The organism is Pantoea ananatis PA13, assembly GCF_000233595.1.
GTDB lineage: Bacteria > Pseudomonadota > Gammaproteobacteria > Enterobacterales > Enterobacteriaceae > Pantoea > Pantoea ananatis.
In genome coordinates, this window is the sequence record NC_017554.1 from 3,203,921 (window position 1) to 3,217,053 (window position 13,133).

General features: G+C 56.5%; 12 protein-coding genes. 8 read left to right on the forward strand and 4 right to left on the reverse strand.

Features of this window, described 5'->3' with window-relative positions; genetic code table 11:
* Nucleotides 1-123 precede the first annotated feature (123 nt).
* From galT to gpmA, 4 genes are all read left to right on the forward strand, one after another.
* On the forward strand, nucleotides 124-1,170 hold the full coding sequence (galT, locus tag PAGR_RS15075; RefSeq protein WP_014606282.1) for a galactose-1-phosphate uridylyltransferase: 1,047 nt from the start codon (nucleotides 124-126) through the stop codon (nucleotides 1,168-1,170).
* Nucleotides 1,167-2,315: a galactokinase gene (gene galK, locus PAGR_RS15080; protein WP_014606283.1), complete on the forward strand. Its 1,149-nt coding sequence runs from the start codon at nucleotides 1,167-1,169 to the stop codon at nucleotides 2,313-2,315. The genes galT and galK overlap by 4 nt, the downstream gene beginning before the upstream one ends.
* A complete protein-coding gene (galM, locus tag PAGR_RS15085; protein ID WP_014606284.1) occupies nucleotides 2,309-3,343 on the forward strand; it encodes a galactose-1-epimerase in 1,035 nt (344 codons plus the stop codon). The genes galK and galM overlap by 7 nt, the downstream gene beginning before the upstream one ends.
* Before the next feature lie 149 nt (nucleotides 3,344-3,492).
* A complete protein-coding gene (gpmA, locus tag PAGR_RS15090; RefSeq protein ID WP_013025088.1) occupies nucleotides 3,493-4,245 on the forward strand; it encodes a 2,3-diphosphoglycerate-dependent phosphoglycerate mutase in 753 nt (250 codons plus the stop codon).
* Nucleotides 4,246-4,303: 58 nt separating this feature from the next.
* On the opposite strand, the gene aroG is transcribed toward gpmA, so the two are convergent.
* The gene (aroG, locus tag PAGR_RS15095; protein WP_014606285.1) at nucleotides 4,304-5,356 is read right to left on the reverse strand and encodes a 3-deoxy-7-phosphoheptulonate synthase AroG; all 1,053 of its coding nucleotides are present in this window, start codon (nucleotides 5,354-5,356) and stop codon (nucleotides 4,304-4,306) included.
* Nucleotides 5,357-5,649: 293 nt separating this feature from the next.
* On the opposite strand from aroG, the gene PAGR_RS15100 reads away from it, so the two are divergent.
* The 4 genes from PAGR_RS15100 to zitB all read left to right on the forward strand — a co-directional run bounded on the left by PAGR_RS15100 (nucleotide 5,650) and on the right by zitB (nucleotide 10,676).
* A complete protein-coding gene (locus PAGR_RS15100) occupies nucleotides 5,650-6,003 on the forward strand; it encodes a YbgS-like family protein (protein ID WP_013025086.1) in 354 nt (117 codons plus the stop codon).
* Nucleotides 6,004-6,104: 101 nt separating this feature from the next.
* Nucleotides 6,105-6,686: a LuxR C-terminal-related transcriptional regulator gene (locus tag PAGR_RS15105; protein ID WP_014606286.1), complete on the forward strand. Its 582-nt coding sequence runs from the start codon at nucleotides 6,105-6,107 to the stop codon at nucleotides 6,684-6,686.
* Entirely contained in the window at nucleotides 6,668-9,742 is a 3,075-nt protein-coding gene (locus PAGR_RS15110; RefSeq protein ID WP_014606287.1) for a hybrid sensor histidine kinase/response regulator, read from the forward strand. Before PAGR_RS15105 ends, PAGR_RS15110 begins: the two co-directional genes overlap by 19 nt.
* Entirely contained in the window at nucleotides 9,720-10,676 is a 957-nt protein-coding gene (gene zitB, locus PAGR_RS15115; RefSeq protein WP_013025083.1) for a CDF family zinc transporter ZitB, read from the forward strand. Before PAGR_RS15110 ends, zitB begins: the two co-directional genes overlap by 23 nt.
* On the opposite strand, the gene pnuC is transcribed toward zitB, so the two are convergent.
* From pnuC to PAGR_RS15130, 3 genes are all read right to left on the reverse strand, one after another.
* A complete protein-coding gene (gene pnuC, locus PAGR_RS15120) occupies nucleotides 10,670-11,392 on the reverse strand; it encodes a nicotinamide riboside transporter PnuC (RefSeq protein WP_014593205.1) in 723 nt (240 codons plus the stop codon). The genes zitB and pnuC overlap by 7 nt on opposite strands.
* Before the next feature lie 25 nt (nucleotides 11,393-11,417).
* Complete coding sequence (gene nadA, locus PAGR_RS15125) at nucleotides 11,418-12,479, reverse strand: quinolinate synthase NadA (protein ID WP_014606288.1); 1,062 nt, start codon at nucleotides 12,477-12,479, stop codon at nucleotides 11,418-11,420.
* Nucleotides 12,480-12,612: 133 nt separating this feature from the next.
* Nucleotides 12,613-13,119, reverse strand: coding sequence for a methylated-DNA--[protein]-cysteine S-methyltransferase (locus PAGR_RS15130; protein ID WP_014606289.1), 507 nt, complete (start codon nucleotides 13,117-13,119; stop codon nucleotides 12,613-12,615).
* Nucleotides 13,120-13,133: the final 14 nt, after the last annotated feature.

Here is a 13,133-nt window from a genome sequence, read left to right on the forward strand (position 1 = left end):
AAATAAGAATATTCAGCTTGTGTAAACGATACCACTTATCCAGACTGGATCACGTTTTTGACTCACCCGATGTGCTATTTTTTCTTGATGACTTTTTAATTTTGACGCTTACCAGGATGCAACATGGAAAAATTTAACCCGGCCGATCATCCTCATCGCCGTTACAATCCCCTGACCGATCAGTGGATTTTGGTTTCTCCTCATCGTGCCAAACGTCCCTGGCAGGGGGCTCAGGAAACGCCCGCAGTGAATACGCTGCCGTCACACGATCCTGACTGTTTCCTGTGCGCAGGCAACACGCGCATCACGGGCGATGTGAATCCTGATTATCAAGGCACCTACGTTTTTACGAATGATTTTGCCGCGTTAATGACGGATACGCCCGACGCGCCTGAAAGCGATGACATGTTGATGCGTTGCGAAAGCGCGCGCGGTACCAGCCGCGTCATCTGCTTTTCGCCCGACCACAGTAAAACCCTGCCCGAAATGTCACTGAGCGCGTTACAGGAAGTCGTCCGCACCTGGCAAGAACAGACGGCTGAACTGGGTCTGTACTATCCCTGGGTGCAGGTCTTTGAGAACAAGGGCGCCGCGATGGGCTGCTCTAATCCTCATCCCCATGGACAAGTGTGGGCCAACAGCTTTCTGCCTAATGAAGCCCAGCGCGAAGACGATCTGCAGCGCCGCTACTTTGCCCAAAAGGGCTCGCCGATGCTGGTGGATTACCTTGCGCGTGAACAGCAGGATGGCAGCCGCACCGTTGTTGAAACCGAACACTGGCTGGCCGTGGTGCCCTGGTGGGCGGCGTGGCCGTTTGAAACCCTGCTGTTGCCAAAAACCCATGTTAAGCGCCTGACCGATTTGACCGATGCGCCGCGTGACGATCTGGCTTGTGCCATCAAGCGCCTGACCAGCCGTTACGACAACCTGTTTCAGTGCTCTTTCCCCTACTCCATGGGCTGGCACGGCGCGCCGTTCAACGGTGACGACAATGAACACTGGCAATTGCACGCCCACTTTTATCCGCCGCTGCTGCGTTCAGCAACGGTGCGCAAATTTATGGTCGGCTACGAGATGCTGGCTGAAACCCAACGCGATTTAACCGCAGAACAGGCAGCCGAACGCCTGCGTTCCGTGAGCGATATTCATTTTCGTGAGGCACAACAATGAGCTTAAAAACCATCACGCAGCAGGTGTTTACTGAAACCTTTGGCTATGCACCTACCCACGCGATTCAGGCCCCAGGCCGCGTTAATTTGATTGGCGAGCACACCGATTACAACGACGGTTTCGTGCTGCCTTGCGCTATTGATTATCAAACGGTTATCGCCTGTGCAAAACGCGACGACCGCCAGGTACGCGTGGTTGCCGTGGATTACGATCAGGCGCAGGACACCTTTTCACTGGATGCCCCGATTACCAGCGTAAAAGAACCCATGTGGGCGAACTATGTACGCGGCGTCGTCAAGCACCTTCAGCAACGCGCACCGGATTTTGGCGGCGCCGATATGGTGATTAGCGGCAACGTGCCTCAGGGCGCGGGCCTTAGCTCTTCCGCCTCGCTGGAAGTGGCGGTCGGAACGGTTTTCCAGCAGCTGTTTAACCTGGCACTGGACGGCGCCGCCATCGCGGTCAACGGTCAGGAAGCAGAAAACCAGTTCGTGGGCTGTAACTGCGGCATTATGGATCAGCTGATTTCCGCGCTGGGCCAGAAAGATCATGCCATGCTGCTGGACTGCCGGACGCTGGGCACGACACCGGTTTCGATGCCGGACGATATTGCCGTGGTCATCATCAATTCCAACTTCCGTCGCAGCCTGGTGGGAAGCGAATACAACGTTCGCCGTGAGCAGTGTGAAACCGGCGCACGCTTCTTTAACAAAAAGGCGCTGCGGGATGTCGACCTGGCCGAGTTCAACGCGGCTGAGTCTCAGTTAGATCCGCAGGTTGCCAAACGCGTACGTCACGTCATCACTGAAAACGCCCGTACGCTGGAGGCCGCCGAGGCGCTGTCTCGCGGCGATTTAGCCCGCATGGGCGAACTGATGGCGGAATCTCACGCCTCCATGCGTGATGACTTCGAAATTACCGTGCCGCCGGTGGATACCCTGGTCGAGATTGTTAAAGCCGAGATCGGCGATCGTGGCGGTGTTCGCATGACCGGCGGTGGCTTCGGTGGCTGTATTGTCGCTCTGATGCCGCTTGATCTGGTGGATCGGGTTCAGGCCGCCGTCGCCAGCCAGTATGAAGCCAAAACGGGCATCAAGGAGACCTTCTACGTGTGCAAAGCATCAGAAGGAGCGGGCCAATGCTAAACGATGTGAACTCCCATGCGCCGGACGGTCAGCCGTGGCGCATCACCGTATTACGTAATGCCAATGGCATGATTGCCACCTTTATGGACTGGGGCGCAACCTGGCTGTCGGCGCGAGTCCCACTGCAGGACGGTCACGTGCGTGAAGCCCTGCTGGGCTGTGCAACCCCTTCCGACTATCTGCATCAGGATGCCTATCTGGGTGCCACGGTAGGCCGTTATGCAAACCGTATTGCCGGCGCAAAACTGAATAAAATCAGCCGCCCGTTGAGCGCCAATCAGGGCGAACATCAGTTACACGGCGGCCCAGGAGGGTTTGATAAACGCCGCTGGCAAATTGTCAGTCAGTCAGAAACGGAAGTGCATTATCGTCTTGATTCGCCCGATGGCGATCAGGGCTACCCGGGCAACCTTATTGCTGATTTACGCTATGCGCTGGATGACGATAACTGCCTGTCCATTCACTATCAGGCGCAGTGCGACCAGCCCTGCCCGGTCGGTCTCACCAACCATGCTTACTTTAATCTTGATGCGCATCATGGTGATGCGCGCCAGCATCGGTTACAACTGCACGCCGATCGTTACCTGCCCGTGGATAGCGAGGGGATTCCCAACGGCCCACTGAAGGCCGTGGACGGCACCAGCTTCGATTTCCGTCAGGCCAAACGCATTGAGCAGGATTTTCTTGCCGATGACGATCAGAAGGCAGTTAAGGGCTATGACCATGCTTTCCTGCTGAACAGTGCAGGCGATAGCAGCCAGCCTGCCGCTGAACTCTGGTCAGAGGACGGCAAGCTCCAGTTGAGCGTGACCACGTCAGCGCCCGCGTTACAGTTCTACAGCGGTAACTATCTGGCCGGCACGCGCGCCCGGGAGCAGGAAAGCTATACTGCTTTTCAGGGGATCGCGCTGGAGAGTGAATTTTTACCGGATTCGCCTAATCATCCCGAGTGGCCACAGGATGATTGCTGGCTGCAGCCGGGAGATCGTTGGGAATCCGTCACGCGCTATCGCTTTACACCACGCTGAGCCACCGTGTGAAAAACGCGCAGTGCGTCACAGACAGACTTACGCAGTGCGCCGTTTTCCGCTATGGTAGAACGCAATTGGTCAGCCAACGGGCTGGCGACAGCAGGTTTCCATTATCTCAGAAACATCAAGTATTAAGGAGTTAAGCTATGGCTGTAACTAAGCTGGTTCTGGTGCGACACGGCGAAAGCCAGTGGAACAACGAAAACCGCTTCACCGGATGGTATGATGTAGACCTTTCTGACAAGGGCCGTACCGAAGCTAAAGCAGCCGGACAGCTGCTGAAGAAAGAAGGTTTCGTGTTTGATTTCGCCTACACCTCTGTGCTGAAACGCGCCATTCACACCCTGTGGAATGTGCTGGATGAGCTGGATCAGGCCTGGCTGCCCGTTGAGAAATCCTGGCGTCTGAACGAACGTCACTATGGCGCGCTGCAGGGCCTGGACAAAGCTGAAACCGCCGCAAAATACGGCGACGAGCAGGTTAAACAGTGGCGTCGTGGCTTCGCGGTGACTCCGCCAGAGCTGGACCGCAGCGATGAGCGTTTTCCTGGACACGACCCGCGTTATGCTTCGCTGAAGCCTGAGCAGCTGCCCACCACCGAAAGCCTGGCGCTGACCATCGAACGCGTGATCCCTTACTGGAACGAATCCATTCTGCCACGTATCAAAAGTGGTGAGAAAGTGATCGTGGCGGCCCACGGTAACTCACTGCGTGCGCTGGTGAAATACCTGGACAACATGAGCGAAGAAGAGATTCTTGAACTGAATATCCCGACCGGCGTTCCGCTGGTGTACGAGTTCGATGAAAACTTCAAACCGATCAAACATTACTACCTGGGTGATGCTGACGAGATCGCAGCGAAAGCCGCGGCCGTTGCCAATCAGGGTAAAGCGAAATAATTTTGCTTCCGTGCAAAAAGGGCCAGACAATGTCTGGCCCTTTTTTATTGCGCCCTGCTTACCGGCGACGCTTTATAACCGCATCGGCCAGCTGACGCAGCACCTTTTCGGTATCGGCCCAGCCAATACAGGCATCCGTGACGCTCTTGCCGTAAACCAGCGGCTCGCCGCTTTCCAGGCTCTGATTCCCTTCAACCAGATGGCTTTCAATCATCACGCCGATAATACCGCGCTCACCGTTGATCATCTGCTGTGCCACATCGTCCGCCACCTGCATCTGCTTCTGAAACTGCTTGCTGCTGTTAGCATGGCTGAAGTCGATCATTACCTGCTGAGGCAACCCGGCTTTTTCCAGACCGGCTTTCACCGCGCTGACATGACTGGCGCTGTAGTTCGGCTCTTTACCGCCGCGCAGGATGATATGGCAGTCGCCGTTACCGCGGGTTTCCACAATCGCGGAGTGACCGTATTTGGTCACTGACAGGAAACAGTGCGGTGAACCGGCTGCGTTGATGGCATCAATCGCCACTTTAATGGTGCCGTCCGTACCGTTTTTAAACCCTACCGGGCAGGAAAGGCCGGAAGCCAGCTCGCGGTGAACCTGTGACTCGGTGGTACGGGCACCGATGGCACCCCAGCTCATCAAATCCGCCACGTACTGCGGCGTAATCATATCCAGGAATTCGCCAGCGGCAGGCAGACCGGAATCGTTGATCTCCAGCAGCAGCTTACGCGCCAGGCGCAGGCCGTCGTTTAGCTGAAAGGAGCCATCCATGTAAGGGTCGTTGATCAGCCCTTTCCAGCCAACGGTGGTACGCGGTTTTTCAAAATAAACGCGCATGACCACTTCCAGCTCGCCTTTAAGCTGCTCACGCAGGGTTAACAGGCGCGCCGCATACTCTTGTGCGGCTTCCGTATCGTGAATTGAGCAAGGCCCAATGACCACCAGCAGGCGATCGTCCTGGCCGGTCAGAATCTGGTGAATGGCCTGGCGAGCCTGAGACACGGTCTGCGCTGCACGTTCGGTGGCAGGAAATTTTTCCAGTAAGGCTACGGGGGGCAGGAGCTCTTTGATCTCTTTGATGCGTAAGTCATCGTTCTGGTAATTCATACTCATTCCATATAATTTCTGGCCCGGCGCCCGCCGGACACAACCCAGCCAATGTAGCCCGAAGCGCACAGGGTGTAAATTCCTGATGAGCGCATAATGTATGCGTGAAATTTGCATAAATGGGTAATGCGTCTAGACTTTTAAAGGTAATCACTGAGGAACGGTGGCTTACTTTTATTAACACCTGTCTTTAAGCTAACCAGCGAAATTTTATTTCGCTCAGGGCGCTTTTTCTCTGAACCTTATCTGGCAGCGGTTAGAGACAGCAAATATCATTTATTAACGGGAGCATAATGATGAATAAGTTTGCAATAATTTTTCTGACGGCAGCAATGACTCTGGGCAGTGGCGCAGCAATGGCTGCCAACGGAAACTCTAACCAGGCCGCAGCAGCAGGCGCAGTCGCCGGCGGCGCGAATGAGAATCTGCCACCGAACAAAGTGGATAACAGCAAAATTAATAACACCGGCACTGAGATGTCTTCTCCAACCCGAGACAGCACCTCCAGCAGCAAACACATGACTGCCGATGAAATTGACAAGAACACGCAGTGTAAAGATGGCAAATGCCCTGACATGAATAAAAAAGTGCACACCAAAAAAGGTGGCGGTCACGTCAATACCAAAACTGACGGCACCACGCAGTAATCACTGACTGTTGAGCTGATAAGGAGAGCCTGGCTCTCCTTTATTTTATCCCGCCGCAACTTCCGCTATGCTGAGCCTGTTAACTTGACAGGGAAATGTTCATGGCCTCACTGCTTCTGATAGACGATCATCCACTGGTTGAAGTAGCACTCGAAGCTGCGTTAGCTAAATCCCCCATTCCTCTTCAACTTTATTCCGCCTGCAGCGAACAGTCCGCACGCGCTTTTCTCTCGCTTCCGCCCGATATCGTCGTGCTGGACATCGGCTTGCCCGATGGTGATGGGCTGGAGATCCTGCGTCGCCTGAAAATCCATTTACCCAACTGCCCGGTGCTGATTTATTCTGCCCAGCAAACTAGCCACTACGTCAGGCGCGCTCAGGCCCTGGGCGCGGCGGGCTATGTGGTGAAGAGCCAACGCATGGAGCAGTTACTCAGTGCGATTCTGGCGGTACTCGGTGGGCACGCCGCCTTCCCCGACTGTCCTGACGAGCCGGAACTGCCGTTGACCAGTAAAGAGCGCCAGATACTGGCTTTGCTGGCCAGTGGCTTATCCAACCTGCAAATTGCCGAGCGGCTGCATATCAGTAACAAAACCGTCAGCACCCACAAAAAGAATATTCTGGAAAAAACCGGCACCCGCTCCGTCGTTGAGCTGGCTGATTTATGGAAATCACAGCAGTGAGACGCTGGCTGCTCCTGTTCTTGCTGGTGTTTACCACGCTAGCGCAGGCCGATGTGCGCCCGGTCAGCAGCATCAGTCTGCCCATGATGATGCCGGTCAAAGGCGCCGAGCTGATGCAGGGCAAAGTCTTGCGGGTCGGCCTGCTGGAGGAGAATAATGCGCCCTGGACAATGCGGGTGGGTAACGATCTCTACGGCATCGATGCCGATTACCTGGCCGCGCTGCACCAGTTAACCGGGGCGCAGTTCACGCTCAGTCTGTATGCCACTCAGGCTGACTTATTAGGCGCACTAACGGACGGCCGGATAGATTTTGCTTTGGGAATGATTGCCCCGCCCCTGCCAGCCAATACGGTCGCCAGCGACAGCTGGTTTAGCAGTCCGTTGCGTATTTATCGCAATCAGCAGAACCAGCGTGCCGTGATGTTCAATAGTCATAATGCTCAGTTGGCTATCAGTCATCTCACGCTGGCCCAGCTGCCCCCGGCCCTGGCGGCCCGTCATCAGTGGCGAACCTACGGCAGCGATCTTCAGGCGCTCTATACGTTGTTGAATCAGCAGAACGATTACGTTGTGGCGGATGAAACCAGCGCGGGTTTTCTGTTGAGTCAGTTGCAACAGGGACAAATCTACCAAATCGCTTCCGGCATCGATGCCGGTCAGCTCAACCTGCGCGCCGTGGCACGCGATCCGGCGCTTATCGCGTGGCTGAACGAGAGTCTGCGCCAGCTTCCCGCCGAGCTGATGAGTACCCTGCAGGCGCGCTGGAGCAGCAGTCTTCCCCGCTATCAGGACACGCAGACGCTGATGCTTAGCGCCAGCGAGCGCGAGTGGATAACGGCCCACCCGGTTGTGGCCTACGCCGCTGAAGCGGATAACTATCCCTGGAGTTACCGTGACAGCAACGGCACCGCGCGAGGCTACGGTATTGATCTGCTCAACGCGGTGGCGCAAAGCACAGGATTACGTTTTACCCCGCACTGGGTTAGTAACCCTCAGGAGGCCGCCAGTCTGATCGCTCAGCACCAGGTGATGTTACAGCTGATGCAGCCGCTTAACGGCGAAACGCAAAGTACCAGCCTGCCGGTCTGGCGCGCGCTGTGGGGCATTTATATCCGCCAGCCAGCTAACTGGTCGCACTGGAGCGATCTGGCAGGCAAGCGCATCGGAATTCTGCAGAATGACCTGGCGCAACGCCTTATTCCTGAGAACGCGCAGGTTCAACGCTACAGCGACCGAAACAGCCTGTACGATGCGCTGGCAACCGGGCAGATTGACGCCTTAGTGGATAACGTGTTGTCCGCGCGCTGGCGGATTGCCAGCCGTAACGATCCGCAGATTCATCTGGCTTTTGCCGCCAGCGATATTGCGTGGCCCATCGCGGTGGGCATCGCGCCCGATCGGCCCGAGCTGCGTTCCCTTCTGGATCGCGCATTGCAGCAGATCCCCGCCGATACGCAAAACCAGATGCGCGATCGCTGGTCGATGCCACCGCAACCTGGCAGCGTTGCGGCGATGCGTGTTCTGCCGGTGGCCGTATTGTTGACGGGCGGCGTCGCCATCGTGATTTTGCTGGTGCTGCTTGCCCGGCGTTACTGGCAACAGCGACGTGACCGTCAACAGCGTGAGCAGGCCGAACGCGCCAACGCGATGAAAAGCCAGTTTTTAGCGACGGTCAGTCACGAACTGCGCACGCCCATGCAGGCGATACTGGGCTTGCTGGAGCTGGAAAAACAGCAGCGTTCCAGTGACAACCTGCAACTGCTGCACCGCAGCGCGCAGTCACTGATGACGCTGCTTAACGATCTGCAGGATCATGCGCGTATTGAAAATAACAGTTTTGCCCTGTCGCCCCGTCCGCTGGCGCTAGCCCCCTGGCTGGCGCAGCAGCGCCATTTCTACCACCCGTTGATGCGCCCGGAGGGGCCGCGGCTGCAGGTTGAAGCCCTGACCCCGCTGCCTGACGCGATTATGATGGATGCCGATCGCCTGCAGCAGGTCGTGAATAATCTCATCACCAACGCGTTTAAATTTACCCGGCAGGGCCTGATTCGCCTGACGCTGTCGGCCACGGACAGGTTGCAGTTAACCGTGAGCGACAACGGCAGCGGCATCCCGGCAGAGGAGCAGCGTAAACTGTTCGATCCCTGGTACCAGGCACCGTCGGGAAAAGCCGTATCGGTCCAGGGCAGCGGACTGGGGTTGTTTATCTGTCGGGAGATGGTGCAGCGGATGGGCGGCGATATTGCACTCCATTCCGTACCCGGCAAAGGCACGGATGTCACGATCGTGCTGCCACTGATCCCCTGTGATCCCGTTCCTGACAGCGACCCGACGGCCCTGCCGGGCTTTCCGGGGCTGCGCGTGGCGGTGGTTGACGATCATCCCACCAACCTGATCGTCATGGAGCAGCAGCTTGCCCGCTTTGCTGTTCAGGCTGACTGTTTTGAGCATGGCCGCGATATGCTGCTGGCCGATGCGCGCTGCCCTTACGACCTGCTGTTTATCGATCAGATGATGCCGCGTCCTGATGGCACGCTGCTGCTGCGCCTGTTACGCCGTCGGCAACGACAGCGTGGCGGCAGGCAGCGACGGGTGCTGTGTTCCGCCGACGCGCAGTTACTTAACGTGCAGCTGGCTGCGAACGAGCGCGTGCTGATTAAACCGGTTCAGCTACAGGATATCGGCGAGATACTGGCAGACTTCCGCGACGATCCGCTGGCGTCAGTGGAGGACAATCTGTGGCAGCTGGCACAGCAAAACGAGAAATTTCTTAACCGACTGGGTAAAACATTACGTGATACCCTGGAGAAAGATCGGGCACAGCTGTATGCCGCGCACCAGGCCGGTGACGCGACGCAGCTGGCCGAGTCGGCACACCGTATGAAAGGAAGCTGGCTGTTGATTGGCATTGAAGAAGGGGCAAGGCTCTGTCAGCAGCTGTCTGACAAGGCGAAGCACCAGCAGGACAGCTCAGCAGAATGGCAATTGCTGATATCATTGACCGACAGGTTATTACTCAAACTGGATACTTATGGCACACACCCACTCTCATAGCGGTCAGGACACCAACCGTAAGCGCCTGATGGCGGCCTTTGCCGTGACGGCGCTCTTTATGGTCGCGGAAGTGATTGGCGGCTGGATTTCAGGCTCACTGGCCCTGCTGGCGGATGCAGGTCATATGCTGACCGACGCCGCCGCGCTGCTGATGGCATTACTGGCCGTACAGTTTGCCAAACGTAAACCCAACGATCGTCATACCTTTGGTTTGCTGCGGCTTACCACGCTGGCCGCCTTCGTTAACGCTATTGCCCTGATCCTGATTACCTTCCTGATTGTCTGGGAAGCCATTGAACGCTTCTCCCATCCGCAGCCCATCACCGGCGGCCTGATGCTGGGCATTGCTATTGGCGGGCTGCTGGCGAATATTCTCTCATTCTGGCTGCTGCACCACGGCAGTGAAGAGAAGAACCTCAACGTGCGGGCGGCCGCCTTGCATGTGATGGGCGACCTGCTGGGTTCTGTAGGTGCCATCGTCGCGGCGGTCATCATTCTGTTGACGAACTGGACGCCTGCTGACCCTATTTTGTCGATTCTGGTGTCACTGCTGATACTGCGTAACGCCTGGGCGCTGCTGCGGGAGAGTTTTCATGAGCTACTGGAAGGCGCGCCTGATTCGCTGGATGTGACTAAGCTCAGACGCGATCTGAAGCGTAATATTGCAGAGGTGCGCGATGTTCATCATGTGCATGTCTGGCAGGTGGGCGAGAAGCCGATTTTAACGCTGCACGTTCAGGTGATCCCGCCACGCGATCACGATGGTTTACTGCGCCGCATTCACACCTATCTGCACGACCATTATCAAATTGAACACGCGACGGTGCAGATGGAGTTTCAGCCCTGTGTGGGACCGGACTGCGCGCTTAACACGCCGGTGATTGAGGGTGCTCACCACCATCACGAGCACGGTGAGCACGCACATCATCACTGAGCAGACAGCGCACGAGAACCCTGTTTTCGTGCGCTGATTATCCACATCCTTGAGCCATTGAGCGCAATCAACGTCAAAATAGCGTACTCCAGCGCCATCGCATAAACCCCCTGACGGGCAAATATCATCACGCTGATGACGTTGATAATCACCCAAAGCAGCCAGTTCTCAACGTACTTACGCGTCATCAGCACCATGGCCACAATCGACAGCACCATCAGGCAGGCGTCCCAGAAGGGAAACGCATCCGGCTGCAGCGTCGGCATCGCCACGGCAAAGCCCGCCGCATTCATGAGGCTCACCGCCATTTGAGTGAGAAAGGCAAAGACCGGATCGATATACACCGTCATAAACGCAATCGCGATCACGCAGCCAACCGCCCAGCCAATGGCTTTTGCGCGCGGTAACCAGCGTATGGTTAACTCGGCCTGATGATCAGACGTTTGCCGACTCCAGGCGTACCAGCCATAAACGTTAGCCGCAAAAAAGAACAGCTGTAACAGCAGGCTGGCATAAAGCTGAATTTGAAAAAAGATCACCGCAAACAACGTGACGTTTAGCAGACCAAACGCATAGTTGACGATCTTTTCCAGACTGGCGAGCCAGATACACAGCAGGCCCGCCAGTGTCCCAATGGCTTCAATCCATGACAGATCGTAGCCCGTGGCCCCCAGGGGGATGTGCACTAAAATATTTTGTGTGCTAAAAAAATCCATATCAGCCACCTGTCAAAAACGCGCGTTACGCGTTTCCTTTCACGTTATGTTTGAGATTTGCAGCAAAGGATAGCATACGGTTCAGCGGCACCAGTGCGGCTTCACGCAGCGCCGCGTCCACGTGAATTTCATGTGCCTGCCCACCTGACTCCAGCGCCTCGGCAATGGCTTGCAGTCCGTTCATGGCCATCCAGGGGCAGTGCGCACAGCTTCGGCAGGTCGCACCTTCGCCTGCCGTCGGCGCTTCCAGCAATATTTTGTCGGGCACCGCCTGCTGCATCTTGTAAAAGATGCCGCGATCGGTCGCCACAATCATCTGCGGATGCGGCAGGCTTGTGGCAGCCTGAATCAGCTGGCTGGTCGAGCCTACCGCATCGGCCAGATCCACAATCGCCTGGGGCGATTCGGGATGAACCAGCACCGCCGCATCCGGATAAAGCGCCTTCATCCGCTGCAGTGCCTGGGTTTTGAACTCATCATGGACGATGCAGGCGCCCTGCCAGCACAACACATCGGCCCCGCTTTTTTGACTGACGTAGCGCCCCAGATGCCGATCGGGTGCCCAGATAATCTTCTCACCCAGGCTATCCAGATGCTCGATTAATTCCACCGCGATACTGGAGGTGACCACCCAGTCGGCGCGCGCTTTCACCGCCGCCGAGGTATTCGCGTAAACCACGACTGTACGATCGGGATGGGCATCGCAAAAGGCGTTAAATTCCTCAATCGGACAGCCCAGATCCAGCGAGCATTCGGCTTCAAGCGTGGGCATCAGGACGGTTTTTTCCGGGCTGAGGATTTTGGCCGTTTCCCCCATAAACCGGACGCCGGCCACCAGCAGCGTACCGGCCGCATGCTGGCTGCCGAAGCGCGCCATTTCGAGCGAGTCAGAGACGCAGCCACCGGTTTCTTCTGCCAGGGCCTGAATCTCAGGATCGGTGTAGTAATGCGCCACCATCACGGCATTGCGAGCCTTAAGCAGCGCTTTAATTTTTTCCCGATAAAAGGTTTTTTGCTCGTCGTTCAGCCGGGCAGGCTTCGGCGGAAAAGGATAAACAGCATTTTCTGGATCAAAGATTGCGCTCATGACACCGCTCTCGTTCTGTAAAATTAACGAAAATCGCCAGTTATGGCTTAACAGGACGTAAATATTGCCATCGTGTTTTATATGCTAAACACGATAGCGGAAAAGCGGCAGAGTGTCGTGTTTTATTTGTTCGCTACGATGAAGAGAGGCCGACAAGCCCCTGCTGGGGCGCTTCCAGCTGGAGTAAGAAGGCTTTGACCGCCAGCCCGCCCGCAAAGCCGGTCAGTTTGCCATTCGTCCCAATCACTCGATGACAGGGCGCCACAATCGACAGCGGGTTTCGGCCATTCGCCGCGCCCACCGCGCGCACCGCAGCAGGATGACCAATCGCCTCGGCAATTTGTCGATAACTGCGCGTTTCGCCAAAGGGAATGGTGAGCAGTGCCTGCCACACTTTTATCTGAAAGTCGGTTCCGGCGAAATCCAGCGGTAAGGTAAAACGCTGGCGCGTCCCCGCGAAATACTCGCCCAGCTGGGTTTCGGTTTCGCGCAGCACCGGATGGTTATCGTCGCGTTCTACCGGCGATAAGCGGGGATGTCTGCGCACTTCGTCCTGCCATAAAATGGCCGCCAGACCGCGATCGCTGGCGATAAGCGTGAGTTCGCCGACCGGGGTTGTCACAGGTTTGCAGTAATACATGCTGTTCCTCCCAT

Excerpts from the sequence above, each read along its gene's own strand:
- galT (WP_014606282.1), top strand. The coding sequence starts at position 124 with ATGGAAAAATTTAACCCGGCCGATCATCCTCATCGCCGTTACAATCCC.
- galK (WP_014606283.1), top strand. The coding sequence starts at position 1,167 with ATGAGCTTAAAAACCATCACGCAGCAGGTGTTTACTGAAACCTTTGGC.
- galM (WP_014606284.1), top strand. The coding sequence starts at position 2,309 with ATGCTAAACGATGTGAACTCCCATGCGCCGGACGGTCAGCCGTGGCGC.
- gpmA (WP_013025088.1), top strand. The coding sequence starts at position 3,493 with ATGGCTGTAACTAAGCTGGTTCTGGTGCGACACGGCGAAAGCCAGTGG.
- aroG (WP_014606285.1), bottom strand. The coding sequence starts at position 5,356 with ATGAATTACCAGAACGATGACTTACGCATCAAAGAGATCAAAGAGCTC.
- PAGR_RS15100 (WP_013025086.1), top strand. The coding sequence starts at position 5,650 with ATGATGAATAAGTTTGCAATAATTTTTCTGACGGCAGCAATGACTCTG.
- PAGR_RS15105 (WP_014606286.1), top strand. The coding sequence starts at position 6,105 with ATGGCCTCACTGCTTCTGATAGACGATCATCCACTGGTTGAAGTAGCA.
- PAGR_RS15110 (WP_014606287.1), top strand. The coding sequence starts at position 6,668 with ATGGAAATCACAGCAGTGAGACGCTGGCTGCTCCTGTTCTTGCTGGTG.
- zitB (WP_013025083.1), top strand. The coding sequence starts at position 9,720 with ATGGCACACACCCACTCTCATAGCGGTCAGGACACCAACCGTAAGCGC.
- pnuC (WP_014593205.1), bottom strand. The coding sequence starts at position 11,392 with ATGGATTTTTTTAGCACACAAAATATTTTAGTGCACATCCCCCTGGGG.
- nadA (WP_014606288.1), bottom strand. The coding sequence starts at position 12,479 with ATGAGCGCAATCTTTGATCCAGAAAATGCTGTTTATCCTTTTCCGCCG.
- PAGR_RS15130 (WP_014606289.1), bottom strand. The coding sequence starts at position 13,119 with ATGTATTACTGCAAACCTGTGACAACCCCGGTCGGCGAACTCACGCTT.